At 42.8% G+C, this 24808-nt stretch carries 23 protein-coding genes and 1 pseudogene; 10 read left to right on the top strand and 14 right to left on the bottom strand.

What is annotated here, in order from left to right:
- Nucleotides 1-196: 196 nt before the first annotated feature.
- The 6 genes from HNW13_RS15905 to HNW13_RS15880 all read right to left on the bottom strand — a co-directional run bounded on the left by HNW13_RS15905 (nucleotide 197) and on the right by HNW13_RS15880 (nucleotide 6180).
- The gene (locus tag HNW13_RS15905; protein WP_192114031.1) at nucleotides 197-1648 is read right to left on the bottom strand and encodes a pitrilysin family protein; all 1452 of its coding nucleotides are present in this window, start codon (nucleotides 1646-1648) and stop codon (nucleotides 197-199) included.
- On the bottom strand, nucleotides 1645-2973 hold the full coding sequence (locus HNW13_RS15900; RefSeq protein WP_192114030.1) for a pitrilysin family protein: 1329 nt from the start codon (nucleotides 2971-2973) through the stop codon (nucleotides 1645-1647). The genes HNW13_RS15905 and HNW13_RS15900 overlap by 4 nt, the downstream gene beginning before the upstream one ends.
- Before the next feature lie 86 nt (nucleotides 2974-3059).
- Nucleotides 3060-4367, bottom strand: a complete 1308-nt coding sequence (locus tag HNW13_RS15895) for an amidohydrolase (RefSeq protein WP_192114029.1) — start codon at nucleotides 4365-4367, stop codon at nucleotides 3060-3062.
- Nucleotides 4368-4491: 124 nt separating this feature from the next.
- A complete protein-coding gene (locus HNW13_RS15890) occupies nucleotides 4492-5136 on the bottom strand; it encodes a class I SAM-dependent methyltransferase (RefSeq protein ID WP_192114028.1) in 645 nt (214 codons plus the stop codon).
- Nucleotides 5137-5179: 43 nt separating this feature from the next.
- Entirely contained in the window at nucleotides 5180-5563 is a 384-nt protein-coding gene (locus HNW13_RS15885; RefSeq protein WP_192114027.1) for a hypothetical protein, read from the bottom strand.
- Between the two features lie 5 nt (nucleotides 5564-5568).
- A complete protein-coding gene (locus HNW13_RS15880) occupies nucleotides 5569-6180 on the bottom strand; it encodes a tRNA-uridine aminocarboxypropyltransferase (protein WP_192114026.1) in 612 nt (203 codons plus the stop codon).
- Nucleotides 6181-6281: 101 nt separating this feature from the next.
- Here HNW13_RS15880 and HNW13_RS15875 point away from each other — a divergent pair, with 101 nt between their 5' ends.
- The gene (locus tag HNW13_RS15875; protein ID WP_192114025.1) at nucleotides 6282-7247 is read left to right on the top strand and encodes a putative porin; all 966 of its coding nucleotides are present in this window, start codon (nucleotides 6282-6284) and stop codon (nucleotides 7245-7247) included.
- 81 nt (nucleotides 7248-7328) lie between these two features.
- On the opposite strand, the gene HNW13_RS15870 is transcribed toward HNW13_RS15875, so the two are convergent.
- Nucleotides 7329-8534 (bottom strand): multidrug effflux MFS transporter, encoded by a 1206-nt coding sequence (locus HNW13_RS15870; protein ID WP_101084920.1) that lies wholly within the window; start codon nucleotides 8532-8534, stop codon nucleotides 7329-7331.
- 126 nt (nucleotides 8535-8660) lie between these two features.
- On the opposite strand from HNW13_RS15870, the gene HNW13_RS15865 reads away from it, so the two are divergent.
- The 4 genes from HNW13_RS15865 (at nucleotide 8661) to HNW13_RS15850 (ending at nucleotide 11741) form a co-directional block, all read left to right on the top strand.
- On the top strand, nucleotides 8661-9629 hold the full coding sequence (locus HNW13_RS15865) for a LysR family transcriptional regulator (protein ID WP_192114024.1): 969 nt from the start codon (nucleotides 8661-8663) through the stop codon (nucleotides 9627-9629).
- Between the two features lie 137 nt (nucleotides 9630-9766).
- Nucleotides 9767-10108, top strand: a complete 342-nt coding sequence (locus tag HNW13_RS15860) for a hypothetical protein (RefSeq protein ID WP_192114023.1) — start codon at nucleotides 9767-9769, stop codon at nucleotides 10106-10108.
- A 309-nt stretch (nucleotides 10109-10417) separates the two neighbouring features.
- Nucleotides 10418-10756 (top strand): hypothetical protein, encoded by a 339-nt coding sequence (locus tag HNW13_RS15855; RefSeq protein ID WP_192114022.1) that lies wholly within the window; start codon nucleotides 10418-10420, stop codon nucleotides 10754-10756.
- 346 nt (nucleotides 10757-11102) lie between these two features.
- Nucleotides 11103-11741, top strand: a complete 639-nt coding sequence (locus HNW13_RS15850; protein WP_192114021.1) for an SDR family oxidoreductase — start codon at nucleotides 11103-11105, stop codon at nucleotides 11739-11741.
- Between the two features lie 853 nt (nucleotides 11742-12594).
- Here HNW13_RS15850 and HNW13_RS15845 read toward each other — a convergent pair.
- The 5 genes from HNW13_RS15845 to HNW13_RS15825 all read right to left on the bottom strand — a co-directional run bounded on the left by HNW13_RS15845 (nucleotide 12595) and on the right by HNW13_RS15825 (nucleotide 17967).
- Entirely contained in the window at nucleotides 12595-12828 is a 234-nt protein-coding gene (locus HNW13_RS15845) for a hypothetical protein (protein ID WP_123778767.1), read from the bottom strand.
- Complete coding sequence (locus HNW13_RS15840; RefSeq protein ID WP_011635781.1) at nucleotides 12825-13202, bottom strand: hypothetical protein; 378 nt, start codon at nucleotides 13200-13202, stop codon at nucleotides 12825-12827. Before HNW13_RS15840 ends, HNW13_RS15845 begins: the two co-directional genes overlap by 4 nt.
- A gap of 381 nt (nucleotides 13203-13583) precedes the next feature.
- Complete coding sequence (locus tag HNW13_RS15835) at nucleotides 13584-15431, bottom strand: SLC13 family permease (RefSeq protein WP_192114020.1); 1848 nt, start codon at nucleotides 15429-15431, stop codon at nucleotides 13584-13586.
- Between the two features lie 260 nt (nucleotides 15432-15691).
- Complete coding sequence (locus HNW13_RS15830) at nucleotides 15692-17212, bottom strand: DUF4145 domain-containing protein (RefSeq protein WP_192114019.1); 1521 nt, start codon at nucleotides 17210-17212, stop codon at nucleotides 15692-15694.
- A 32-nt stretch (nucleotides 17213-17244) separates the two neighbouring features.
- The gene (locus HNW13_RS15825) at nucleotides 17245-17967 is read right to left on the bottom strand and encodes a hypothetical protein (protein ID WP_101084911.1); all 723 of its coding nucleotides are present in this window, start codon (nucleotides 17965-17967) and stop codon (nucleotides 17245-17247) included.
- A 170-nt stretch (nucleotides 17968-18137) separates the two neighbouring features.
- Here HNW13_RS15825 and HNW13_RS15820 point away from each other — a divergent pair, with 170 nt between their 5' ends.
- Together HNW13_RS15820 and HNW13_RS15815 are read left to right on the top strand one after the other, a co-directional pair.
- On the top strand, nucleotides 18138-18683 hold the full coding sequence (locus tag HNW13_RS15820; RefSeq protein ID WP_182743340.1) for a DUF2780 domain-containing protein: 546 nt from the start codon (nucleotides 18138-18140) through the stop codon (nucleotides 18681-18683).
- A 125-nt stretch (nucleotides 18684-18808) separates the two neighbouring features.
- Nucleotides 18809-19258, top strand: coding sequence for a TerB family tellurite resistance protein (locus HNW13_RS15815; protein ID WP_101084909.1), 450 nt, complete (start codon nucleotides 18809-18811; stop codon nucleotides 19256-19258).
- 11 nt (nucleotides 19259-19269) lie between these two features.
- Here HNW13_RS15815 and yjeH read toward each other — a convergent pair whose 3' ends face one another.
- Complete coding sequence (gene yjeH, locus HNW13_RS15810; RefSeq protein WP_101084908.1) at nucleotides 19270-20553, bottom strand: L-methionine/branched-chain amino acid transporter; 1284 nt, start codon at nucleotides 20551-20553, stop codon at nucleotides 19270-19272.
- 173 nt (nucleotides 20554-20726) lie between these two features.
- Between yjeH and HNW13_RS15805 the strand changes: the two are divergent.
- Nucleotides 20727-21154 (top strand): annotated as a pseudogene (locus HNW13_RS15805) (Lrp/AsnC family transcriptional regulator).
- Between the two features lie 48 nt (nucleotides 21155-21202).
- Here HNW13_RS15805 and HNW13_RS15800 read toward each other — a convergent pair.
- Nucleotides 21203-22036: an HDOD domain-containing protein gene (locus HNW13_RS15800; RefSeq protein ID WP_192114018.1), complete on the bottom strand. Its 834-nt coding sequence runs from the start codon at nucleotides 22034-22036 to the stop codon at nucleotides 21203-21205.
- A gap of 220 nt (nucleotides 22037-22256) precedes the next feature.
- Between HNW13_RS15800 and menD the strand changes: the two genes are divergently transcribed.
- On the top strand, nucleotides 22257-23996 hold the full coding sequence (gene menD / locus HNW13_RS15795) for a 2-succinyl-5-enolpyruvyl-6-hydroxy-3-cyclohexene-1-carboxylic-acid synthase (protein ID WP_192114017.1): 1740 nt from the start codon (nucleotides 22257-22259) through the stop codon (nucleotides 23994-23996).
- Entirely contained in the window at nucleotides 23996-24808 is an 813-nt protein-coding gene (gene menH, locus HNW13_RS15790; protein WP_192114016.1) for a 2-succinyl-6-hydroxy-2,4-cyclohexadiene-1-carboxylate synthase, read from the top strand. The genes menD and menH overlap by 1 nt, the downstream gene beginning before the upstream one ends.

Raw genomic sequence — 24808 nt, 5'->3', positions numbered from 1 at the left:
AATTGTACCTGCATCTATTCTGGCTTAGCGAGCTCATTGAATCACTGAGTGACACCATGATATCTAGCCATAAAAATGGCCCACTTATGTGAGCCATCATACGATACTACAGTGCAATTAGCTGACTAAGTCATTAATTGAATAAGTCATTAACTGAATAAGCCATTAATTGCATAAGTCATTAACCCACTAATAACTACTGACCAAAACCCGTCGCAGTGATATCAACTTTAGTCACTTCACCGTATTGCGCCGCAATATCAGCAATGTTTTCAGCGTTGCCAATCAACACAAACTGTAGGTTTTGTTGTGGGAAATATTGCTTAATCAAACGTTGAGTGTCTGCAAGGGTAAGTCCATCTACTTTAGCTTGAAATTGATTAATAAAATCATCATTAAAGCCATACAGATACATGTCTGACAATAAACCGGCTAACTGTCCACTCGTCTCATACTTAGGTGGGAACTGGCCTTTAACATAAGCTTTGGCAGAATCTAAAGTGGTTTGATCAATGCCCTTTTCCCATAAACGAGCATAGGTTTTTAAGGCTAAATCAATGGCTTCTTTAGTGGTCGATGACTTAGTAAAAGTACTGATTTGGAATACCCCAGATTGAGCATAAGGGCTAAAACCAGAACGGGCACCGTAAGTTAATCCGGCATTGACGCGTAATTCATCATTTAACCATGAAGTAAAACGACCACCTAAAATGGTGTTCACTACAGTTAACCCAACATAATCAGGATTGTCATAACGGATCCCCACGCCACCAATTAAAAAGGTGGTTTCAATTGCGTCAGGCTTGTCGACCAACAGTACGTGAGGTTGGGTTAATGTTGGTAAATGTTGGCTTAAATCTGGCTGAACCACGGTTTCAGTGGTCTGCCAATCGCCAAAGGCTTTATTCAGTTTAGCGGTCATGTCGGCAACATCAAAATCGCCCACCACGTTAATGGTCATGTTGTTTGGTTGATAATAGCCTTTATGAAAAGCACGTAACTCCTCAACAGAAAGTTTACCAATGGTGTCACTATTGCCTGATACCGGATTGGCATAAGGATGATCACCAAAGACTAACTTATTGAAGTAGCGACCAATCACTGCTCGAGGACTCTCTTTTTGCTGTGATAAACCCACAATTTCGCGCTGTTTTAGTTTATCAAATTCAGCGCTATCAAAGTCTGGTTGGCGCAATACGTGGCTAAAAATATCGAGCACGGTATCAACATCTTTGCTCATCATATTGGCACGAATATAACTGCCTTCTAAATCAGCGTTGGTGTCTATGCTGGCGCCGATAAAATCTAACTGCTGCTCGATGTCGGCCTTTAATTGACCCGCGGCACCCAACATTAAACTTTGTGAGGTAATGTAAGCCATACCAGAAGTCATATCATTGACTGCACCCGCTCTCACTACGGCATCAATGGTCACTAATGGCACCTCTTTTTGCACCATCAGCTTAACCTTTAAGCCATTGTCTAAGGTAACAGATTGGTAGCTTGGCATAACAAAGCTAGTGGTAACAGGATTGGCGGAGTCGGCAGTGGTTTTCTGGGTCGTCGCACAACCACTTATCCCTAAGCTACAGGCCAATGCGATTGCTGATAATGATATTGTAATGCGTGTGTGAGTTACGGTTTTCATTTGTCTGACTCCTCAGTAGCAGCGAGCACACCGACAGTTCGATTCGCTTTAATTAAATAGGTTTGCGCCACACGCTGAATATCAGCAGGAGTGACCTTGTTATACGCTTCTGGGGCGTTAAACAGTTTTGCATAGTCGCCAAAATACAGCTCGTATGTGCCTAAAGTATTGGCTTTACCATTAATGGTTTCCATAGTGCGGTAAAAGTCCATTAACTTAATATTTTTAACTTTTTCAAGTTCTTGCTGAGTCACACCTTGCTCGGAAATTAGATCAATCTGCTCGATGAGGGCTTTTTCTAAAGTCTCGGCACTGACTCCCGCATTCGCTACACCCAAGATATAAAACAAGTTAGGGTCAAACGACATCGGCATGTAAGTGTCGGCAGCGACAGCTAATTGCTTGTCGACTAGCGCTTTATAAAAGCGCGAGCTATTACCTTCGCTTAACATCGACGTTAATAAATCCAATGCATAGTAGTCTGCATGGCTAGTTGCAGGTACATGATAAGCCAACATAATGTTTGGCGTGCTTACCGATTCTTTTTTAACAAATACCCGACGTTCGCCATTTTGTGGCGGTTCAACCGTGCGTACGGCTTTCGGTGGGGCTTGGGCCGGAATTGGCGCAAAATACTGATTAGCCAAGGCTTTCACTTCGGCTAGCTTCACATCACCGGTAATCACCACTAGCGCATTGTTAGGGGCATAGTAGGTTTTATGGTATTGCTGTAAGTCTGCTAATGTCCAAGCTGCAATGTCTGACTCATAACCAATAACCGACCAGCTATAAGGATGCGCCGCAAAGGCGACACTTTTAAGCGCTTCTTGAATCGTACGCCAGTTAGAGTTTTCAAGCCCTGTGGTACGCTCTGACTGCACCACACCGCGCTCACTCTCAACCATTTCAGGGTTGATGTCTAAATTGGCGATGCGGTCTGCTTCTAAATCAAAAATAGTTTCTAGACCATTGGCTGGAAACCAGTCGGTATATACCGTTAAATCTTCACTGGTATAAGCGTTGTTGGCGCCACCAGCCGCTTCCATCGTGCGGTCAAACATTTTAGGGCCAAACTTTTTAGAACCATTAAACATCATGTGTTCAAAAAAATGCGAAATACCGGTAATGCCTGGTACTTCATTGCGCGAACCCACTTTCCAAAAAATGTACATATTGGCATTAGGGATAGAACTATCCTCCAACACCATTATCTTCATGCCATTATCTAAGGTAAAACTATTAATATCTTCAGCTTGTGTCGCTGACACATTAGGTGCACTCAGTACACCTAACGTCATCAGCAACGCCATTATCTTGCGGGTCATATCTCGCTCCTTTTGAGCTATCGTCCAATGGTTTATTAAAATTGGTTTTTTTAAAATGGATTATTAAAATTGGTTTTTAAATAGGGCTATTGTGCCGCGCTTAATGCGGTTAAAGCAATTTGGGTCATGGTTTGTACGCCAACCTTTAGGGCACTTTCATCAACATAAAATGCCGGAGAGTGATTACTGGCGACGTTATTGATATCTTGGTCAGCAGGAGTCACCCCTAAGAAAAAGAACATCCCAGGTGTTTCTAATGCGTAATAAGAAAAGTCTTCCGCACCGGTAATCAGTCCTGGCTCAATCAACATATTGTCACCCACTACAGAGGCGATAACAGGGCGCATTTTACTGACTAATTCTGGGTTGTTAACCGTAACCGGATAACCAGGTTGGATCACGGTTACTGCAGTGGCGCCAACTGTTTTAGCGGCATTAGCTGCCACTTCGGCCAATTTAACTTTAATGTCGGCGCGCATATCTTGATCGAAAGTACGAATAGTACCGATAAGCTCTACTTCATCAGGAATAATATTCGATCGAATACCACCATTAATGGCCCCAAAACTCACCACGGCGGGTGCTTTGGTGATATCCACCTGACGACTAATAATGGTTTGTACACTATTAATAATTTGTGCCGAGGCCACGATAGGATCAACACCACTCCAAGGACGTGAGCCATGGGTTTGCTTACCCATCACTTTAATCGTAAATGAGTCTTCACTCGCCATTGCAGGGCCGGAACGTAGACCAATCATACCTGTAGGCATGCTTGAAGTAACATGCATACCAAACACTTGCTCAGGCTTGCGCTTGGCAAATAAGCCTTGTTTGAGCATTAACTCCGCACCGCCTTGTTCACCTTCTGGCGCGCCTTCTTCGGCTGGCTGAAAGATAAACATTACATCACCGGCTAGGCTGTCTTTTACTTTTACGAGGTTTTCAGCCACGCCCATCAGCATAGCCACATGGGTATCATGACCGCACGCGTGCATCACACCTACTGTTTGATTTCGATAAGTGTCAGTTACTTTAGAGGCAAAAGGTAAATCAACCACTTCGGTAACGGGCAGCGCATCCATATCAGCGCGTAAACCAATTAATGGCCCAGGCTTGCCGCCTTTTAGTATGGCGACCACACCGGTATGAGCAATACCCGTCTGCACTTCAAGTCCGAGAGATTTAAGATGTTTCTCAATCACTTTACTGGTGCGAAATTCGCGATTAGATAATTCAGGGTGTTGATGTAAATCGCGGCGCCATGCAATGACTTTGCTTTCAACTTGAGCGGTTAGTTCTGCAGCATTGGGCACGCTAGCCACGGTAGTCGTGCTGTAAACACTGGTGGCAAATACACTTGAAAGCAGTAAAGCAACAGACGTCAGGCGCATGTTTATTCCATTTATTATAGTAATTAGTGCAACAAAACTACCTTGAAATGACGCTTTTGTTAAATCTTTTACCGCTTTGCTAACAAGTCAATTGTATCTATTTATTAATACCCAACACTCACGACTAAACTGGCGACTTTGGAAGGTGAAAAAACACCACATCGCTGTCGATAATTTCAAGCTGCCAACCTTGCTGTAATGCTAACCATTGAAAGGTTTCTATAGAGTAGAAATTGATATGAGTTGGGTCAATTTTATAGTACCAATTGTTAAACTTATCTAAGCTGGGTACTTGTTTGGTCATTACTGCCAATATGCCGCCAGGCAACAATAATGTACTTAACTGCGTCATCAACGCCTGCGCATTGGCAATGTGCTCTATCACTTCAGTTAAGCAAACAAAATCATATTGCTGAGAGAGTACTTGAGTATCTGGGTGGTAAAATAAATCATAATTAACCACCTTAATACCTTGCGCTGCAGCCATTTGGCTTAATACAGCACCTTCTCCGCAGCCAAAATCTAACCCTGTTGCGTCGGGTTTAATACGGGCGATTAATGGCGTTAAAGTACGAGATAAAAATTGTTGATAACCCACATCGGCAACGTCATTATTGTGGCAATCATAATGGGCTTTTTCAGCTATTTGATCCAAATGAAATGCTGCAGGAACCGATACCAAAAAACATTGCGGACAACGGACATAGGGACGACTTTTATCTTGAGAAAAAGCAACTGTTTCATGGTGACACAAAGGACAAGACGACAAAGCGAACTCCAAAATAAACCGAATGGGTCAATCAACAGCAAGACTAATCAGATTGAACTGGCTCTATACTGGTGTCTTTAGGGATTTTACGGGTTTGAGTAGCGGCCTCTTGCGCCTGTTGTAAATACTTTTGCTGACGGGTTAAACGCTCATCCGATTGAGCACGGGCTTTTTCGAGCTGCTGCGCTTCCCAATCGTTTGGCTGCGACTTAGCTAATACTTCTTGCTCACGTTCCGAGGTAGCCTTGGCTGCCTCACGCGCTTTTTGCAATTGCGTTTGCTCAAGTTCAGCCGACTCTTGGCGCGCTTGCTCGCCTTTTTCAGCCAAGGTCATTGTTTTATGTGGCTTATCAGCAGCTACTGTAAAAAACGCCAATGAACTGGCAGTAACGAGCAAAATAAATGAGCCTATTAGCCGATGTTTCATCTTGTCTATCCTTTGATTTTATCGCCGTTATAACGCTCACGAACCACAGCAGGCATGGCCGTTAACTTATGTTGCACCATTGCGTTAAACACTGCAAATATTGGCGCGATTTCAGCAGCGGGATTTAACGCAATCAACGTGTGGGCAACCGCTTCCAGAGTCGACAAGCTGTCGCTACGTTTCGCTTTACGAATGATATATTGCGACTCATCTTCACATTCTAGATGCAATGACGGGTAATTAAGTAACCACGGATTGAGCTGCAACATTCGGTATGCTTTACGCCAAGTACCGTCGACTAAAATAATTATCGCAGCCTCACTCGCTCCAGCCTCGGCTACAGTTTGACTGTGCTCATTTGGATAAACCACATAAATCGGCTTCGTTTGCGCAGCTAAATAATGTTGCAGCTCAATAAAGTCCGCGGCAGATTCACCCACGTAAATTTTCATCTGCGGCATCACCAGTTTCAATAACCTCACGGTGTTCTTAGCATGATCCACTTCAGATGGATGCTGCATCACCACCACCTCGGTATTTGACGTCACCGGTTTGAGCGCATGACACACGCAAGCCGACTGTGGGTATTGACAATGGATACAATAACTTCTGCTCATTTTTTGTCTTATTTTGTTGCAAATCTGTTGTTGCAAATATGTAAAGTTGAGTTCAATATACTTCGCTCTACACCATAATACCTCAAGGAAGAACCATTACTATGACTAGAACAAAGATGTCTGTGGCATTAATGCTCGCATTGGCCACAATCCCTGCATATGCAGCCCAAGATAATACCTATCACCACGAAGCAGAAATCGGTTTTTTAGACTCATCAGGTGAAGCGGATGGCCTAGTTAACGCCAATTATCGCTATTACTTTAAAGCGGTTGAACAAGCAGATAAGCCATACGCATTGGCGGGATTCTTTAATCAAGGCTCAACTGTTTCTGCGCGTTATGCCACCACTGACTTCCAAGATTTATATCACATCGCTGGAGAATACGTTTTTGACTCAAAATGGTTTTTGGGGGCTGGAGTCAACCAGTTAAATGCAGATGATGCTGTATTTGACATCACAACATACGAGATTAGTGCTGGATATTTTTTTAGCGAACACTCAAAGTTATCCTTGAACTACACGACCAACTCAGAATCAGAATCTAACAATGGCGCATATCTAGAATATGAATTTGAATCATATTTTAGCCAAAATATTGATGCTATCACGTTAACTTACGAACATTTTATTCCATTACAATCAACCGCTGGAGTGTTTATAACTGGGGCTGTAGGTTATCAAAACCCACAATATATCAACAACGAAATGCTCACTCAAGTTGATGGCTCAACTCCGACTATAGTGCAAGATTCTAAAATAAACTTTGAAAATGACATTTATACTGTTGCAGTGTTTGCAGATTGGTATATCAATAACGCATGGTCAGTGGGTGCGACTTACTACCGGACAGATGTAAATACTGATTTCAGCAGCAGTAATATTGATGACTCAAATAAAAGTAGCCACAGCAACAACATCACTGAAACGGGTTTAAATACACGTTACTTCTGGCATTTTTCAGATGTATTCTCGGCTAAGTTTTCACTAGAACATTATTTCGATAATGGTGAGTATAATAGTGATTCAGAAACTAATGTTGGCATAGCAATTAACGCCCGTTTCTAAATTTCATCATATTGAGGCAAAAAAATACCCGCGGAATGTGGTTAGCATTCTGCGGGTTAAAGGTGATATTACTAAAGCTAATTAGTCATGTTGTAACTGTTCTTGATGCAGATGGCTTAAACGGTTCATTGCCATAATGATCAGCAATACTGCACTAAAGCCCCCCATAACAACCGCTATCGCATAAGGTGCAGGTATATCTGTTAGCTGGATCAACGCCGTCAGTATTGATGCCCCACTCATTTGAATGCAACCTAACATCGCCGTCGCGGTACCAGCGCGCTCACCGAAAGCCGACAACGCCATACTGGTTGCTGGGCCAAGCAAAATAGCAAAGCCAATACATAAAATCATCATCGGAGCCATAAAGGCTATTGCGGCGGCTAATCCTTCTTGAGGGCCAGCAAAGTACATCGCGGCTTCGATAACAGCAGCAATCAACATCAACGATAATGCCACTACTACTCCCGGACGGTTACCGATACGCTTAACCAACACTGGGGCAGCAAAACATGCGGCAATATTTACCGCAGCATTAAGGCCAAATAAACCGCTGAAAGTTAATTCTGAAATGCCTAAATGACCAATTAACCATACTGGTGAATAAGACACGTAACATAAAATTGATGCCATCGCGATCATGCAACAACTGGCATAAAACATAAAATGAGGGTCGCCAATAACCGGCTTATAGCGGCTCCAACGGTATAAAGGCCCTGTACTGTCGGTATTTAACGGACGTGTTTCCGGAAAACGGAACCCCACCAAAAACAACACAAAAATGGCATACAAAGCCATAAAAATGAAGGTAGAACGCCAGCCAAACTGTAATGCTAATAAGCCACCAAATGTAGGTGCCAGTGCCGGGACCACACAAATTGCACCATTTAGATAACTGTACATCGACACACTTTCTTTGCGCGAATAGCAGTCACGTACCGCACTAAATACCACAATAGAGGTGGAACAAGCCGCTAAGCCTTGAAACACACGGGCAACCTGCAACCATTCAAACTCAACCGCATAAGCCCCTAATAAACTGCTAATGCCATAAAGTACAATCCCAAATAATGCGACAGGTTTACGGCCAAAACGGTCCGCGAGTGGACCAATTAAAATTTGCCCTACGCCCATCGCAAATAAAAATAACACTAAGGTGGACTGTACTTCACTGTTTGATACACCGTACTCCAATGCCATTGCAGGCATAGACGGTAGATAAATATCAATAGCCAACGGGCTCAAAAGCACCATAAACATTAACAGTGGCAATAGGTTACGACGCATAAACTTCTTTCTCTCAAATTTTTAATGCACAAAGGTCACCCTTAATAGGGCACTATAATAAGTCAAATGGAGGTATGAATGAAAATGATATAAAATCCGAAGTGAATTTCCATTTGAGAATATCACATGAATTTAGACAACCTTGCTCGAATCGATCTTAATCTATTAGTCATTCTACAAGTATTACTTGAGGAGCAAAGCGTCACTCGGGCTGCCCATCGCTTGCATGTGAGTCAATCTGCTGTCAGTAAAAGCTTAAATCGGTTGCGAGAAACATTAGACGATCCACTGTTTCAACGCACAGCACACGGCTTAAAGCCAACCGCACATGCTGATGCATTAAGACAACAACTGCCGTTAGTATTACAAAACTTGTATCAACTCACGCAACCGCCAACTTTTCATCCGGCGACCAGTAACCGCCAATTTTCATTCTCGATGGTCGAAAGTGCTTATGAAACCTTAATTCCCTATTTTATCGGACCATTATTACAACAGGCACCGTTAATAAAATTAGATTCCTATGTTTGGACCGAAAAATCCATGCAAGACCTACAGCAAGGACAAATAGATTTTGGCATTGCAGGTCGAGATATTCTGCCTCAAACCGACGTCAATATTGACAACGTACCTGAAGGCATTGAATCACAAGTCTTATTTAACGACCATCAAGTTTGCTTAGTGCGTAAAAATCATCCTATTTTACAGGCTGTAAAAGATGGTCGCTGGGATCAAGCTCACTACCTTAACATGTCTCATGTACAGGTAAGATGTGAAGGTAACGATTGGTGGGCACTAGATTACCACTTAGCCAACTTGGGCTTACATCGTAACCTATCGACCACAGTGCCAGATTTTTATGGTGCTGCCAGCGTTTGTGCCAATACCGATTTAATTTTTACCTTGCCCTCTAGCTTTGCTAACCATGCACAAAAACTATATTCGCTGGTGCCCATTCCCTTACCCTTTGAGTTTATGCCTATGGCTTATGTGTTTTTATGGCATGAACGAAATAATCAAGAGCCGGGACATCAATGGTTTCGCAATATTATTTTCAGCAGCGTCGATAAAGCCATCGCGAACCAACATATTTAGTAAACACAACGGCTGACATTGAGCCTAAATTGAACTTTTAGCTCGCGCAACACTCAAATAAAACGACTAGATGACAAATAATCCATCAAGCCAACCTGATGGATTATGTAATAGGGTAAACCCTCGGAGATCAGAGGATGTTCAGTTCAATTTACACTCACAAAATAATGCAACGTCTGCAAAAAATGCGACCATTGGCAGCATTTACAACGGTTGCCACAGTCTTGATCGGCGGCTTGCTATTATTACCGTTAATATTACTGTTAATAGTACCGTTAATATTACTGTTTGTGTTTGTAGGTTTCATCGGTATGACACTGCTAAGACGCCAATACATGCGCCAGCATCGTACTGCATCATCACCCCTTTCAACAGCTAATCCCAAAGATGATATTTATCATGATCATCCAAATATTGAACGAGAAAACTCGAATCAGAAATCTCGTTTGAGTCATGCCAAATCTGCAGGACTATCGTAACTAAAGTTGAAAAATAACAGGTTAGTATTGACTAACTTATTGACCATCATGCAGCCGTTATAACATGACAGCGAAAGTAACCATCACTAAAAGCATTTTATAAACAGTATGCCTAAATCTAGTCTCGATTAACCCTTTGGCATTGTCTGTGTGGGCAATAACTTTCGCTCTCAAACTTAAAACATTAACTAGGTTTAACGTGACATATTATGTCAAAACGTTGCAGGCTGTATATTAAGTCATCGTTACTAATTTATAAGTAACGTCTTTAGACACCCATATTCAGACCAAGCGCATTCAGGAGCTACCATGAAATTTAATCAATCATTCCACACTGCCAATTTGAAAAGTCGATTCTCTGCTATGAACCCCATCTTGGCATTACTGATGTTTTTTAGCATCGCATTAACCACAATTGTGCTATTACCCTTTTTATTGTTACTAGGTTTATTAAGCTTTATTACTTTACAGCTATTAGGTAAAAAAATATTGCAGAGAAACCAGTCACAAGCCCAACAAGGTGATATCTACCAAGACCGCGCTGATGTTCAGCGCGAACAAGCAGCACCTTACGCAGATATGTTTAGCCGACCTAAATCGAATCAAACTGAACACACTGGTCGCACATTTGAGCATCAGGCAGATTAACTAACCGTTAAATGCGTTTAGTGACAACCTTACCGATTCTAGCCATTATTCTAAATTGGTATTGGCTATGTTTATCTTAAGATTACCGTCATTAGTCGTCATTCCTGCAAGCTATTAACGATATCTAAGCCGGTAAAACCTTAAATATTCGCCAAAAATATCGGCTGGCTATGTTTATTATTTATGTAAAACATAAAGAGCGGCTAAACACTAGTCACCTCTTAGGCATTGAATCGCGCAGATCAAATCCCAATGTTATTAGAAGGCGGGCAAATAGAGTAGCAAACGATGCTGCCACATTTGCCAGTAATATAAGCCAAAAATTCGATACTGAGGAGAAGATAAAATGAACAAGACACTCATTTTAGGCGCAAGCGGACAGATCGGTAACATGGCAACAAAGCAGCTATTAGCAGAAGGCCAATCAGTCATAGCGTTAGTGCGAGATAAAAATAAATTGGCTGATATCGCCAGCGATAAGAAGCTAGACATCGTTGAAGCGGATTTAGAACAGGACTTTAGCCAAGCATTTAACGATTGCGATCAGGTCATTTTCAGCGCTGGCTCAGGTGGTAAAACAGGTGCAGACAAAACTATGCTCATTGATTTATGGGCGGCCTGTAAAGCCATTGATTACGCAAAAGCGGCTAATGTGTCACATTTCATTATGGTCAGCTCTATCGGCGCTGACGATCCCGACCAAGGCTCAGAACAAATGAAGCCTTACTTAGTTGCCAAACACATGGCCGACGAATACTTGATCAGCAGTGGGCTTAACTACACTATATTTAGACCGGGTTCATTAACCGATGATCGTGCCACAGGTAAAGTCCAAACCCAACGGCCGAGCAGCAAAGAAAAAATGACCATTAACAGAGAAGATGTTGCTCGCGCACTGACTTACGCGGTAGGAAAACCACAGCTAGGCGGCAAAGTCTTTGAATTATTTAATGGCAGTAAATCCCTCACTGATATCCTAAATTAATCCATTCAGTAGGCATTCGCCTAACAACGCCATAAACACTTAAACAACATTAAGGCCAGCACAACGCTGGCCGTTTTTTTAGTATTTTTTCATAGCCTTAGATAAAACAAATCAGCTATATTCCGTGGTTGGGTGCACCACTATTTAGCGCTGAACTTTAAGCCTGAACTTTAAGCCTGAACTTTAAGCCTGAACTTTAAGCCTGAAATGACATTTCATCCATCGCACACTGCTAGATTACCGAACTGGCTGGCGATTATCTAGGTGTGGAAGAGTGACCATTGTGCAAATGATAAAAGCTAATACGCTTGCTGATTTTTGGACAAAAGTGTATTTAAGATATGGCCTGCGGCCACTAACGTCGTGGCGCTTCACCCACACCAGACCAAGAGGAAACCAACGGCAGTTCCCTCTTGGAACTCCCAGCCGCCCCGCAACATTTTCTAAACAGCGAAAAAATTGCCATGGGGATTGATCCAGCTTTTGACTTCGTCTGTAACCGTCTTCGGCCCATCTTGTAATAAAGAATGAAAATGCTAACGCTTCCGATGGTACATCCTGTACCGCGAAAGCTAGCCTGACGTCCTGTCAAGCTCACGCATTCTTTTATAAAGAGTCTTCAACGGCCACAAGTTCAGAGTTGAATTTATCCATTTTCAAGCAAGGTATTTAACGCATTTATGGACAAAAGTGCGTTAGATTCCTAACTCTAGTTCGTGAGTTTCGGATTAAAATTTCTATGGGTAACGTCCAAAGCACGCGCCAAATACCGGAGCTTTGTTTTTGTGAGAGCATTTTTCGGCACGAAAACGAAGTGAAGAGTATTTGGTCGCAGTGACTTTGTTTGTTAACTTTATAGTAGCTCTCGAGAAAAATTTATTACATTTTCACCAAACTGAGTAATTGCTTGCTTCTTGAGAGGGTTTAGCAGCAGCCGAACCTCAATGAGGTCATTTCCAACATCAGCAACCTCATCTTCATCTGCAGAGGTTTCGCAGATGGCAGTCATCTTGGCTTCCATTTCTGTCAGAGCCTCAAGAATAATTTTGGCTTCAGAAGCGGTTAAATCGAGTTGAATACTACTCATGCAAATTTGCCTTCTTTTTTGAACACCCGAGTGGCAATCAATGCCATTTCTTCAAGTAATCCTTTGTATTTATCAACAGGCATATTACACGCCGGTGAAATACAATAGTGATGGGGTTTATCCTGAACCATCTTTAAACCAACCGGAGGCCTAGTGTTAGGAGCGAATCGCCACGCCCAACCTGTCATTGGCGATTCGTTGATCCCAACCTTATCAAAGACGCTAATGCCTTTACCGTTTGCGATAATAACCTTAATACCGTTAATTTCGATTATATCTACGTCTCTAGCGCGTACATTGGCAAGCTTTGGACTTGTGGAATTACCTAGTCGGAAGAGCTCTTCAGGGAGGATGTAAAATTCCATTGGAAACATGATGATGTCCTTTTCATGATTAAGAGTTAACGTTTTAGTATTTATGAGTTGCGCTGTTTGCGACGCATAAATCGCTTGTTGGACTTGGTCGAAGCCACATCCAAGTTAACGGGTAACTTTTTTCTTAACGTAAGATGCTATAGGAATTCGCTTTTTAACGGTAGTGGTATTTTGTACAATCTTTTGGCTAATTTCCTGTTCTGATTACACCTTTTAAGGTGGGTTTTGTTAGCTTTCATCTTTTTCGATTATTGCCTTTCCCTGATGTACCTTGCTAACTCACTTTACTGCATAAATGATTTACATAACTAGCTTTGAAGTGGTCAGAACCAACTACGTTAGTGGCCGTAGCCAATAAAGAATAAACAGCCACTTCAAAGATTACCAGCTAAGCGAATACATGACTGGCAGTAATAGCGATAAACTCACCCAAACGATAATCGTTAGTGGGACGCCCACTCGGACAAAATCGGTAAATTTATAGCCGCCAGCATGCATTACCAGTAGGTTAGTCTTATAAGCCATAGGTGTGGCATAACTCATATTGGCACCAAACAGCACAGCAATAACAAAGGGTTCGGGATCAACCTGCAGTTGCTGCGCAATGCTGATAGCAATAGGAGTGCCTATGACTGCAGCAGCATTATTAGACACAATATTGGTCATAATGGCCATTAGCAACATCAGTCCAGATACAATAACCGCCGGAGAAGCCCCTGCGGTTAACGCGACAAAGACTTGTGCTAAATACTCTGCACCACCGGTTTTTAATAATGCCGCCCCCATCGCCAAACTCGCCGCCACAATCAAAATGACCTGAGTGCTTAGCGCCATAGAAGCATGGCGCCAGGTTAGGCAGCGTGTGACCAGCATAAGCAGCACACCCCCTACAGCACTTATCGCAATGGGAACATCCCCAAATGCAGACACAAGAATAATTGCCGCCATAATCAGTAAAGCCGTTACCGCTTTATCCGTGTACGGAAGATCTGCGGTGGCATCGAGCACTAATAGCTCACCAGCACGTTTAATTTCGCCAATGGTATCTTGATCTCCCTGCACTAAAAGAACATCACCAATGCGCAAACGGGCCTGTGCTATTTTTTCACGCAGCGTCTCTACTGAGTTTCCCTCTCGATGTATTGCCAGCACCATTAATTGATAACGATCATAAAAGTTAAGCTGCCTCAAGGTCATACCGAGCAAAGGTGAACCTTGCATGACAACTATTTCGGCAATCTGCTGTCCCTCACCGGATAATGGATGCTCTTCATCAACAGGCGTATCTCCAACATAGAGCATGGCATCCAGAGCACTTTCCAGTTCCTTCAAATTTTCCGGAGTGTCATTCACCATTAACCTATCTCCAGCCTGAATTTGCGCATCGGGCAACGGTACAACATAGGTTCCAGTGCCCCGCATAATGCGTGATACTTCCAGCAAACCTGAGCTCTTTTCAATCAGTTCGGTCAATGTCTTACCGACTGCAAAACCGTCTTCCAATATAACCAGTTGGGCAGTAAATATTCTTGGGGAGGTATCGCTGAGTATGGCCTTACGAGCAGGCAGTAAGCGTGGCGCAATCAACCATAAATAAACAATAGCAATAGCGGCAACGATTGCTGCCGGTACAAAAAAATCAAACATCTGCAGTCTTCTTAAGCCCATATCTGCAGCAACTGAAACAACTAACAAATTCGTCGAGGTGCCAATACTGGTGCTCATACCGCCCACCAGAGTGGCAAATCCCATTGGCATTAACATCCCCGAAGCTGGCTCTCCGGTTCGCAGCGATACACTGATTAGAATAGGCAGCAGCAATACGACTATCGGTACATTATTAACAAATGCACTCAGAAAAGCGCCAACCAGCAAGGTCAGCAACATACTCAATGCGGGGCTTACAAGCCATAAGCGCGCCAGAATTCGGCCAAGAGGTACTAGCGCTCCGGTGCGCACTAAACCATTTCCGGCAATCATTAGCGCACACACTGCCACCAGCGCTTCATGGCCAAAACCACTGAAAAACTGCAACGCCTCAAGATGTTGCCCCTGCGAATTGACGTAAGGAAAAACAGTAAAACCGATGCTCAGCATTGCCAGAATAAACAGACTCGACGTCTCAATGGCAATAGATTCTCTGGTAAATAGAAACAGGGCAAGCAACACAAGCAATAACACAGCCAGTGCATGCGCATCAGGAAGCGGTGGCAAAGTCGTTATATTCATTGCAGGCACCTGTCAGTTAACCTTTTCTATTGGTATGAGCATGGTAAGGCTAGGCTTGCTGTGAAGTTTTTCCACTAAGCGCTTCAAAGCAGGTTGAGATATGTTGAATATATATCAGTTAAATATTAGGCATTGTTTCTAACTAAAGCGAATTGAAGGTACGCGCGACAAACTTATCTGCGGTAAGTCCTTACTGGCTAATAACCCCCCAACGTAAAAACAACCCCAAAGTAAAAAAACCATAATAAAGCAAACGTAATTTACACGAGTAAGCACTTTGCCTGTTGCAAGGTCGCTAACTCATCTTCCGTTGGATTAAGCGCGATAACACTGTCAATTTGCATCAGTAACGACTGCCAAAGCGGTTCGATAACTTGGCGCTGAATCTCGTTGGCGTGCAAATTAGCTTGTTGTAATAAATACGCTGCTTGTACCACATCGATACGGCCTAAAATGCCGTCGGCTAAGGCGACACTCAGTTCAATCATCGCGGTGACATTACGGCCGTATTTAATCACTTCATGTAAATAGTGTTCAGCAATATTAAGTTGCTGTTGGCTAGCACCATCGTCGTGCAAAATATCACTGCCACAACGTAACATCGCATCTAATTGACCTTGCTCGGCGGCTTCTTGCATCCATTGCTGGCTCGTAGCGATATCAACCTGGCAGCCCTCACCTTGTTCAAGCATCAGCGCCAAATGATATTGTGCATGCGGGTAACCGGTTTGCGCGGCTTTATTTACCCATAAGTAAGCTTGTTCAAATTGTTGGTTTTGATAAAACAGCACCCCAAGGTTTGACATTGCTTCAGCATCTTCCGCATTAGCGGCTAATGTCAGCAATGTTTCGGCTTGATTAATATCCACTTCAAATTGATCACTGCCCACCAGATAAAAGAAACCTAATAAGGCCTGCGCATTAACAATACCTTGTGCTGCAGCTTGCGCAATAAACGCCTCGCCCGTCGCAGGATTTGCCGCACCACTATAGCCATGCAGTAAGCTCACGCCATGCTCAAACAATGCCGCTTGATGATGAACTGATGCAATATGAAACCAATGCGCTGCTTGGGCAAATACATCCGCTGACGTTTGCTCAACCGTGGTTGATATAAGGCTTGGAGTGTTTGATTCTGCTGAATTTGAACTTGACGATGTTGAGCGTGATGATGCTGAATTTGAACTTGAATGTGAACTTGAATTTGCTAAGAGTGAACCGTCTGTGGTTTGCGCCAACGCACGCTCTTGCTCTTGTAGCATTAATCCTTTGGCTTTAAGTGACATCCCCACTAAATACTGTGCTTCGGGGTCATTCTTCATCACTGCGCGATAACATAAGTCGCGGCCAGCATATGAATCAAATGCTTCAAATTGATAGCGCGGAGCAGCACCTTGATGCAGTGAAGGATATAGCTTTGCAATTATTTGCAGAATTTGATGGATCGACTTTTCTGCGATGCTAACAAGCTGAGTTTGAGTTAAATGATATTTTTCAGGATGCGCACCACGATTACCATCACTGCGCAATCGGTGTAACGCCCGCACTGCAGCAACATCAATAACGCGTCGAAGGTTTAGCTGCTCGATACGATCATACAAGTTTGCCGAGGTAAACGTTACATCATGCTGCACCGCTAATTGAGCGGCGAGTTTATGGGTAAAGCTGCGAATGTAAACTAACGCTTGGGTAGGAATATCGCGTACATAGCTTTTAGCTAAACGGTAATCATCGCCCAACTCAACAGAGAAACCATTAATAAACTCAATATCATTTAACAATGGTTTCTCCTTTTAGCATGTTGATTGAATATTTATCCCTCTGCTTTATCGGCATCCGGTGTTTTACGATTAACCATATACAATCTAAATAACGCAATATTAACAAACAAACCTAAGAACGAAAACGTTGCTTCAACCACCAGCTGCAATGGAAAACCAACTTGCATCGCGACTTGTGAAAACATGCCAGCTAATAGAGACAATGGCACGTACAGCATTAATACCGCAATGGTTTTAATCGTTATAGGGCCGCTAAATTTAAAGCTACTCTTAATCGCTTCTAAAGGTGTTAAACGTTCAACCACCACCATAAAGTTCACATAGGCGAGGCGAGAAAACAAGTACAAGCTCACGATTAAGCCAATCAACCATAGTGGGCCAAACGCAGCAAAGATCATCACCGGCGCTAAAATGGCTAAACCAGAAAATACTCCAGCCAGTAATAATGGCGGTACAAAAGGCAAACTAGCCTTTAATATTTGTGCCGGGGCAAGATCATGGCCTTGAGAGCGTAGCTCTAAATACAAAGTTAATGCGGCAATTAAAAACGAAAACACCAACAATAACACCATCATTGCTGCAGCGTGTACTGCACCGAATTGTGGGTTTTCAGCATCAGCCTGTAGCATTTCATTACCTAGCCAAAGTTGAATAGCGACTTGGATTAACAGTAATGGCAGCGTCAGTACGGCAAGCTGACGGATGTGGTTTCGAAAAAAGTTAAATGCTTCAGTCAAAATTGCAAACAATGACATGTGGGTTCCAGTAATCTATTAACAACGAATATTGCGCTTAGGATACCCAAAAAAAATGCATTTTGCACAAGTCTAATGTGTAAAAATCGCGATCATCTGTCGCATTTATGTAAATCAGGGTAAAATGATGCATAAGTTTAGACATTGAGCCACATCAAAGGACACTCATTATGAAATTAGCTTCTGCATTACCGGTACTGTTTACCGTCTTCGTATTCTCAGCGCCAGCAACTGCGGGCTGGTTAGACAACGTTGCTGAAATAACTAAAAAACCAGCAACTGAACAAGCCAAAACCATTGCACTGTCTGAAACAACTGAGCAATCAAGTGCTTTAGTGGGTAACGTTATGTCTCAACTTGGCTTATCTCAAACCCAAGCTGAAGGCGGGTTAGGCTCACTACTTAGCTTGGCTCAAACCAATTTAGGTGAAAATGATTTTAGCCAATTAAGCAACAGCATCCCAAATGCGGACGGTCTACTGGCTGCAGTTCCTGCTTTATCATCAGGCAATGGCATGTCAGGATTATTGTCACAAGCAGGTGATTTAGGCTCTGCGTTACAAGGTAGCGCAATGGTATATGATGCTTTTGAAAAGCTTGGTATCTCAAAAGAATATATTACCCCTATGGTTGATATCGCTAAAAACTATCTCCAACAGAGTGGTGGTGACGGTACGGTTGATTTATTAATGAAAGGCTTAGGTTCAGTCTTATAATCATTATTAAGACGGCTTAAAGCTACCCTAACACCCGCGTTAACATTATTTAATCCCAAGCCATTCGCTTGGGATTAGCATTTTTGCTAGCATAAAAATGAATAGTAACATTGGACAGAATAATTATGATCGCCAAACTAAAGCAATTTCTCCAATCGCATACTCAAGAAAGTAGCCCAGAAGAGAAACAGAAAAACCTCAACCTGGCCGCGGCAACCCTATTGCAAGAGGTTGTGTACGCCGACGAAAATTTGGCTGCTGCTGAAGCTGCTTTACTGCCCGAAGTGCTCATCAGCACTTTAGGCATTAACCCAGAAGAAGCGATAACCCTTATAGAAGAAGCAAATCAAAGCCGTAAAAATGCCACGTCTCTATTTGAGTTTACCGCCGAAATCAATGCTCAATTTAGTATTGATGACAAACAAAAATTACTGCTGTCAATGTGGCAATTAGCTTATGCCGATGGTGAATTGTCGCAATATGAAGACCAAATTATTCGCCGTACAGCTGATTTACTGCATTTAAAGCACAGTGAACTGATTCAAATGCGCAATATCGCCATGGAAACTCGCTAAATAATAGCCAATTAGCCTTGGCTATTATTGAGTAAATACTTACGCGTAAGATGAGCTTTTTGCCACCACATAAAAGGGGCGATAACCAACACCAATACAATGGCGTAAATCATATTACTGCCAAGCGCGATGCCCAAACCAACACAAAACAAACAACCTGCAATCACTAATGGTAGATACCGCTTGCTGAGTAACTTAGCTGCAGACAACATCGCCAATAAGTAAATAATCACAAACACGCCATTACTCCAAGCGATTAAGTCTTCTAATTCTTGAGTGCTATAAAAGGTCACGATGATCACCACCGCCATAGCCCCCAAAATGGCAAACAAGGCTCTAAAGGGTACACCGTGTGGGTTTAATTTATCAAAATAGCGCGGTAAAATGCCTTCTTTACTGAAGCTCCACAATAAACGCGCGGCGCTAGCAGCATACACATTCACGGTTGCTAACCCGCTGGCGATACCTAATACTCCGATGATATACGCGCCATATCCACCCAAAAAGGTGTTTGATAACAAATAATCAAATGCCGATATCATCGCTAAGCCGTCACCCTCGGTTGGTACCATTAGCAATAAAAAAGTACAGGCTAAATAAATAACACCCACTAATACGGTGCCCATCATCATTGCAGGCAGCAAATCTTTTTCGGGTTGGCGAAAGTCACTGGCAAGATGTGTCATGGCCTCAATGCCTAGAAAACTCCAAAAACCAATACCCATTGCTAGCATCACCCCACTAAACTGCGGATGACTGCCATGCGCAAAGGTTTGTAGCTGATCGACATTTAACCCGCTGGCGCCAAATAATATTGCGACTACCGATACAATCAACAAGGTTAATGCAAACTGTAATTTTGCCGACACCTGAATACCTTTAATATTCAGCAGCAATAACACAGCCACAATCAATAACTCTGCGACTAATTGACCTAGCCCAGAAATCGATATTAATGCTTCTAAAAATTGAAAGGTCATTAAAATTGCAGCAGGTGCACCAATGGGGATCACTAATAAAAAAATCAGCCCAATTGTTCGGCCTGCTGTAGCACCAAATGCTTTTTCAATAAAGTAAGCTGGACCCGCTGCATGCGGGAATCGACTCGCTAACAAACCAAATACTAATGCGACTGGAATAATGGCTACCGTTAATAACAACCATGCTAATAGCGAACCTGAGCCTGCTACCTCTATGGTCATTTGCGGTAAAATAAATACCCCAGTGCCTAGCAATGTGGTGGCCATTAAGCCAGCGCCTTGCCAGCGTCCTATTGTTGCGGTCATTTGATTCATTATCTTATTCTTACTGTGATATATTGCGATATTATAAGGCCAAACAGTAAAACATTCTGCGGGTTAATGAGCTCAAGTTGCTTTGCTAAACCGACAATATGACGGATAAAAGGCAACTTTCCGTCATAATGACAGTATGTAGGTGTGACACACAATTATCGGGATATAAATCATTGGATAAATTTGATAAAGCGATTATAAACGAATTACGCCACAATGCTCGACAGAGTATTTCGTTTATTGCTGAGCAAGTGAATTTATCGCGCAGTGCTGTCACCGAGCGAATTAAGAAATTAGAACAAACGGGGGTTATCCGTGGCTATCAGGTTTTACTGAGTGAGTCGCAAAACAAGGCGTGTCGGCATACTTTGAAATTCAGCATCGTTGCGCCCGTTGCGCCGAAGTCATCCATATTTTCACCACCATACCGGAAGTGATAACTTGCCAAGGCATTACCGGCGACATGGATTTATTGGTTTATGTGCATGCCAATTCTATGCAACGATTACATGAAATCCGCGAATTTATTGATGCTCAAGCTGACATCGTCAAAATTAAAACCCATGTGGTTATGAGCGAATGGATTAACAATCAAGCCTAAAAAAGCTCTGTATAGACAGAGCTTAATGGTTAAGTGTGTTAACTGTAACTAAGCTAATTGCTTACCTATTTCTAACCCTTTACCTCTTAACTCGATGAGCTTCTCGGCTAATCCGGCCATATCCATTTTGATGATACCGGCTTTGTGATTCGTTATATCTGCCAACCAAGCGGTAAAAGATTCGTCATCGCGTTGATCATCCCAATGGGCAAACACCTCGTGCGACAAATAGATAACGGCAGCCAGCTTAGAAACCGGCTTGGCATTAAGCGGTGCGCGTTGATGCTCGAGCCCTTGCACTAAAGAGGGAGTAAATTTCCATGCTTTAGCTAATAGAGCACCAACAGAGGGTGAGTCGAAACCTAATAAGCTCGTTTCAAGCTGTTGCTTATCAGCCCCTTCAGCGACAGCGGCTCTGATTTGTGCTGCGACCGAAGGCTCAACAACGGCAATCAGTAAATCACCAATATTGTGTAAAATTGCGCACGTAAAAGCTTCATCTGGTGCAACGCCACAACGTTTGGCTACTTCTTGTGAATACAGGGCGACCTCAAAAGTCTCACCCCAGAATTGGGCGAGATCAATCCCTTCAGCATTAGGAATTGCACCAATAACCGCAGAAGCAATCACTAACGTCCGCAACGTTTGCATGCCTAATCGAATCACAGCTTCGTCAATAGAACCCACTTCACGACTGCGACCAAAATGAGCTGAATTAGCTAACCTCAATACTCTAGCGCTAATAAGAGGATCTTGAGCCACTTTGGCTGCAATACTCTTTACGGTGGTATTTTCATTATTAACCGCATCTAACAATTCACTAACCGCTTTGGGTAAGCGAGGTAACTCATCAACTCTTTTTAATAATGCAGCAGATTCCATATTCCGAGAGTCCTTGTTATTATTTTTAATACAATAAATAAATCATATTAATAACATTAGCACAACATAAATAAAGCAAGAGAGGATGAGGCTGATATTTGATTGTAGCCTTAACAACTTATTTCGCAGATTTTGGATAAAAATCTGCGCTAAATCTTAGATATAACGCTAACTTGGCGTTACACTAATATTCGTTTATTTATTTGTAATATGAGCCAATATGCAACAACAGACCAGCGCCGATATGAATTTGTTATGGGGTCAATTGATCTTGGAAGAGCTTGCACGCTTAGGGGTTAAGCATGTGTGTATGGCACCAGGTTCTCGCTCAACTCCGCTAACATTGGCCGCTGCTAGTCAAACCCAGCTCACTCGTCATATTCATTTTGACGAGCGTGGTTTAGGGTTTATGGCCCTTGGATTGGCAAAAGCCAGCAATGCGCCAGTCGCCATCATTACCACCTCAGGCACCGCCGTGGCCAATCTTTATCCAGCCATTGTTGAGGCGTGGTTAACCCATGTGCCGCTGATTATTTTATCTGGTGACAGACCACCAGAGCTGATTGATTGTGGTGCGAATCAAGCGATAATTCAGCCCGCTATTTTTGCTCAATATGCTAAACAAGTTAACTTACCAACGCCTGATCTTGGTTATCCGGCTAATGCATTATTGAGTACTATCGATCATGCTGTAGCTAACCAACACCAGCCGGTTCACATAAACTGTATGTACCGTGAGCCGCTATACCCAACAGAATTGGTGACATTGGCTCACGTAAAAAAAACCGCGAGCTTTACAACTGCAACCTATCTTGCACCATTAAACCAGTGGTTTGAAAACACTAAACCACTGACGCGCTATGCTAGCCTAACGACTGCAGAGTTACCCACTACAGACACCTTAATGCGCTTTGTTCACGGTAAAGGCGTGATAGTGATTGGTACCTTAGCTCCTGAAGATAATCCACAGCAAATCGTCGCGTTAGCACAGAAGCTTGGCTGGCCAGTATTAGTTGATGCACAATCACAGTTGCGTCAGCATCCAGGCGTAATAGGCCACGTTGACCAGTTATTATTAAACCCGAAAGCCAACAAACAACTCGAGCAAGCTGAGCGGATATTAGTCTTTGGTGGGCGTTTTATTTCTAAACGTTTACTTCAATATATTGCCCAACAATCTTGGCATAGCTACTGGCATGTAAGTAAATACGGCGATCGTTTAGACCCGAGCCATCAATCTAAAGAATTTTATCAGGCAAGTGTTCAAGCGGTATGCCAATTACCTTGGCCACGCTCATCACAAGCCAACTGGGCATTACAATTATTACCGCTGAATGAGTCATTGGAGTCGCTGTTTAAACAACAAATCGACAATACAACCTTTGGTGAAGCCCAAGTTGTGCGTGCCATAGCATTGGCTCAAACAGATCAACATATACTGTTTATCGGTAATAGTTTACCTATCAGGCTCTACGATATGTACGCACCAATTGCCACCAATACACCGGCAATTTATACCAACCGAGGGGCATCGGGCATTGATGGATTAATTGCAACCGCTTGTGGCGTAGCCGCAGACAAAAATGCATCTACAACCCTAGTGATGGGCGACCTATCCTGTTTGCATGATTTCAATTCTCTGGCACTGTTAAAACAAATGACTCAACCATTTGTGCTGGTTATTATTAATAATGATGGAGGTAATATTTTTAATCTATTACCTGTACCCAATGAAAGCCTGCGCAATGATTTTTATCGATTAAGCCACGGTTTAGAGTTTGGTTATGGCGCTGCTATGTTTGGTTTAGCCTATCGACAAGCAGATGATATTGAGTCGTTTAATCAAGCGTATCAAGAAGCCTTTGAGTTTAATTGTGCCTCAGTGATTGAAGTCAATGTCAGCCCAACTCAAGCCAGCGACCAAATAGCACAAATCAGTCAATGGGTGAAACAACACTAATGGTAATGATCAGTCGCTTTGGCCAACCACAATTACCAGCATTATTAATGCTGCATGGTTTTTTGGGTAGTAAAGACGACTGGTCTATTTTAATGCCACGTTTAAGCCAATATTTTCATTGTATTTGCATTGATTTACCAGGCCATGGCGCTAACGTAGACACTTTAAACTCACCGGGATTACACCAAGCGGCAGAGCTTATTGTGAGTAAAATGCATAGCATGGGTTATATGCAGTTTCATGTATTGGGTTACTCACTCGGCGGACGGATAGCGCTGCATATTGCAGATGATTATGCTGATTCGCTCTTGAGCTTAACGCTCGAATCCGCTCATCCAGGCTTGCAAGATGCTCAGCAACAAGCCGCGCGAGCTAAAAGCGATAGTATCTGGGCGAAAAAACTCCAGCATATGCCCATAGCGGACTTTCTCAGTCTTTGGTATCAACAAGCGGTTTTTAATGACTTGCGTCAATCTCAAAAGCAGCAACTTATTGCAATACGCCGCAGCAATGATCCACAACGCTTAGCCAATTGTTACATAACAACGTCTCTTAGTTTGCAGCAAGACTGCCGCACTGTACTTGAGTCGCTAACGTGTCCATGTCATTTTATGTATGGGGTTGATGACAAAAAATTTGCTCAGGTGGCTATAGATTGGCAGGCGACACTGGCAGAGTCTGGTTTAGGCACTTTGCAGTTACATCCTTTGCACACCGCAGGACATAATATTCACAGCCTGCATCCTCAATTGTTTACCGACACCTTACTGGGGTTATTGTGCTTAGATCCGTTAACGGATCCAAAGGAGTAA

It is taken from the genome of Shewanella sp. BF02_Schw (genome assembly GCF_014596695.2).
Taxonomy (GTDB): domain Bacteria; phylum Pseudomonadota; class Gammaproteobacteria; order Enterobacterales; family Shewanellaceae; genus Shewanella.
The sequence above is the reverse complement of the archived record's forward strand: the minus strand, read 5'-3'. Positions and strand labels throughout refer to the sequence as shown.

Bases quoted from the DNA above. Each gene is read 5' to 3' on its own strand.
- HNW13_RS15875 (WP_192114025.1), top strand. From the start codon at position 6,282: ATGACTAGAACAAAGATGTCTGTGGCATTAATGCTCGCATTGGCCACA.
- HNW13_RS15825 (WP_101084911.1), bottom strand. From the start codon at position 17,967: ATGTCATTGTTTGCAATTTTGACTGAAGCATTTAACTTTTTTCGAAAC.
- yjeH (WP_101084908.1), bottom strand. From the start codon at position 20,553: ATGAATCAAATGACCGCAACAATAGGACGCTGGCAAGGCGCTGGCTTA.
- HNW13_RS15880 (WP_192114026.1), bottom strand. From the start codon at position 6,180: ATGAGCAGAAGTTATTGTATCCATTGTCAATACCCACAGTCGGCTTGC.
- menD (WP_192114017.1), top strand. From the start codon at position 22,257: ATGCAACAACAGACCAGCGCCGATATGAATTTGTTATGGGGTCAATTG.
- HNW13_RS15895 (WP_192114029.1), bottom strand. From the start codon at position 4,367: ATGCGCCTGACGTCTGTTGCTTTACTGCTTTCAAGTGTATTTGCCACC.
- HNW13_RS15820 (WP_182743340.1), top strand. From the start codon at position 18,138: ATGAAATTAGCTTCTGCATTACCGGTACTGTTTACCGTCTTCGTATTC.
- HNW13_RS15800 (WP_192114018.1), bottom strand. From the start codon at position 22,036: ATGGAATCTGCTGCATTATTAAAAAGAGTTGATGAGTTACCTCGCTTA.
- HNW13_RS15860 (WP_192114023.1), top strand. From the start codon at position 9,767: ATGTTCAGTTCAATTTACACTCACAAAATAATGCAACGTCTGCAAAAA.
- HNW13_RS15900 (WP_192114030.1), bottom strand. From the start codon at position 2,973: ATGACCCGCAAGATAATGGCGTTGCTGATGACGTTAGGTGTACTGAGT.
- HNW13_RS15840 (WP_011635781.1), bottom strand. From the start codon at position 13,202: ATGTTTCCAATGGAATTTTACATCCTCCCTGAAGAGCTCTTCCGACTA.
- HNW13_RS15855 (WP_192114022.1), top strand. From the start codon at position 10,418: ATGAAATTTAATCAATCATTCCACACTGCCAATTTGAAAAGTCGATTC.
- HNW13_RS15870 (WP_101084920.1), bottom strand. From the start codon at position 8,534: ATGCGTCGTAACCTATTGCCACTGTTAATGTTTATGGTGCTTTTGAGC.
- HNW13_RS15845 (WP_123778767.1), bottom strand. From the start codon at position 12,828: ATGAGTAGTATTCAACTCGATTTAACCGCTTCTGAAGCCAAAATTATT.
- HNW13_RS15905 (WP_192114031.1), bottom strand. From the start codon at position 1,648: ATGAAAACCGTAACTCACACACGCATTACAATATCATTATCAGCAATC.
- HNW13_RS15815 (WP_101084909.1), top strand. From the start codon at position 18,809: ATGATCGCCAAACTAAAGCAATTTCTCCAATCGCATACTCAAGAAAGT.
- HNW13_RS15850 (WP_192114021.1), top strand. From the start codon at position 11,103: ATGAACAAGACACTCATTTTAGGCGCAAGCGGACAGATCGGTAACATG.
- menH (WP_192114016.1), top strand. From the start codon at position 23,996: ATGGTAATGATCAGTCGCTTTGGCCAACCACAATTACCAGCATTATTA.
- HNW13_RS15885 (WP_192114027.1), bottom strand. From the start codon at position 5,563: ATGAAACATCGGCTAATAGGCTCATTTATTTTGCTCGTTACTGCCAGT.
- HNW13_RS15865 (WP_192114024.1), top strand. From the start codon at position 8,661: ATGAATTTAGACAACCTTGCTCGAATCGATCTTAATCTATTAGTCATT.
- HNW13_RS15835 (WP_192114020.1), bottom strand. From the start codon at position 15,431: ATGAATATAACGACTTTGCCACCGCTTCCTGATGCGCATGCACTGGCT.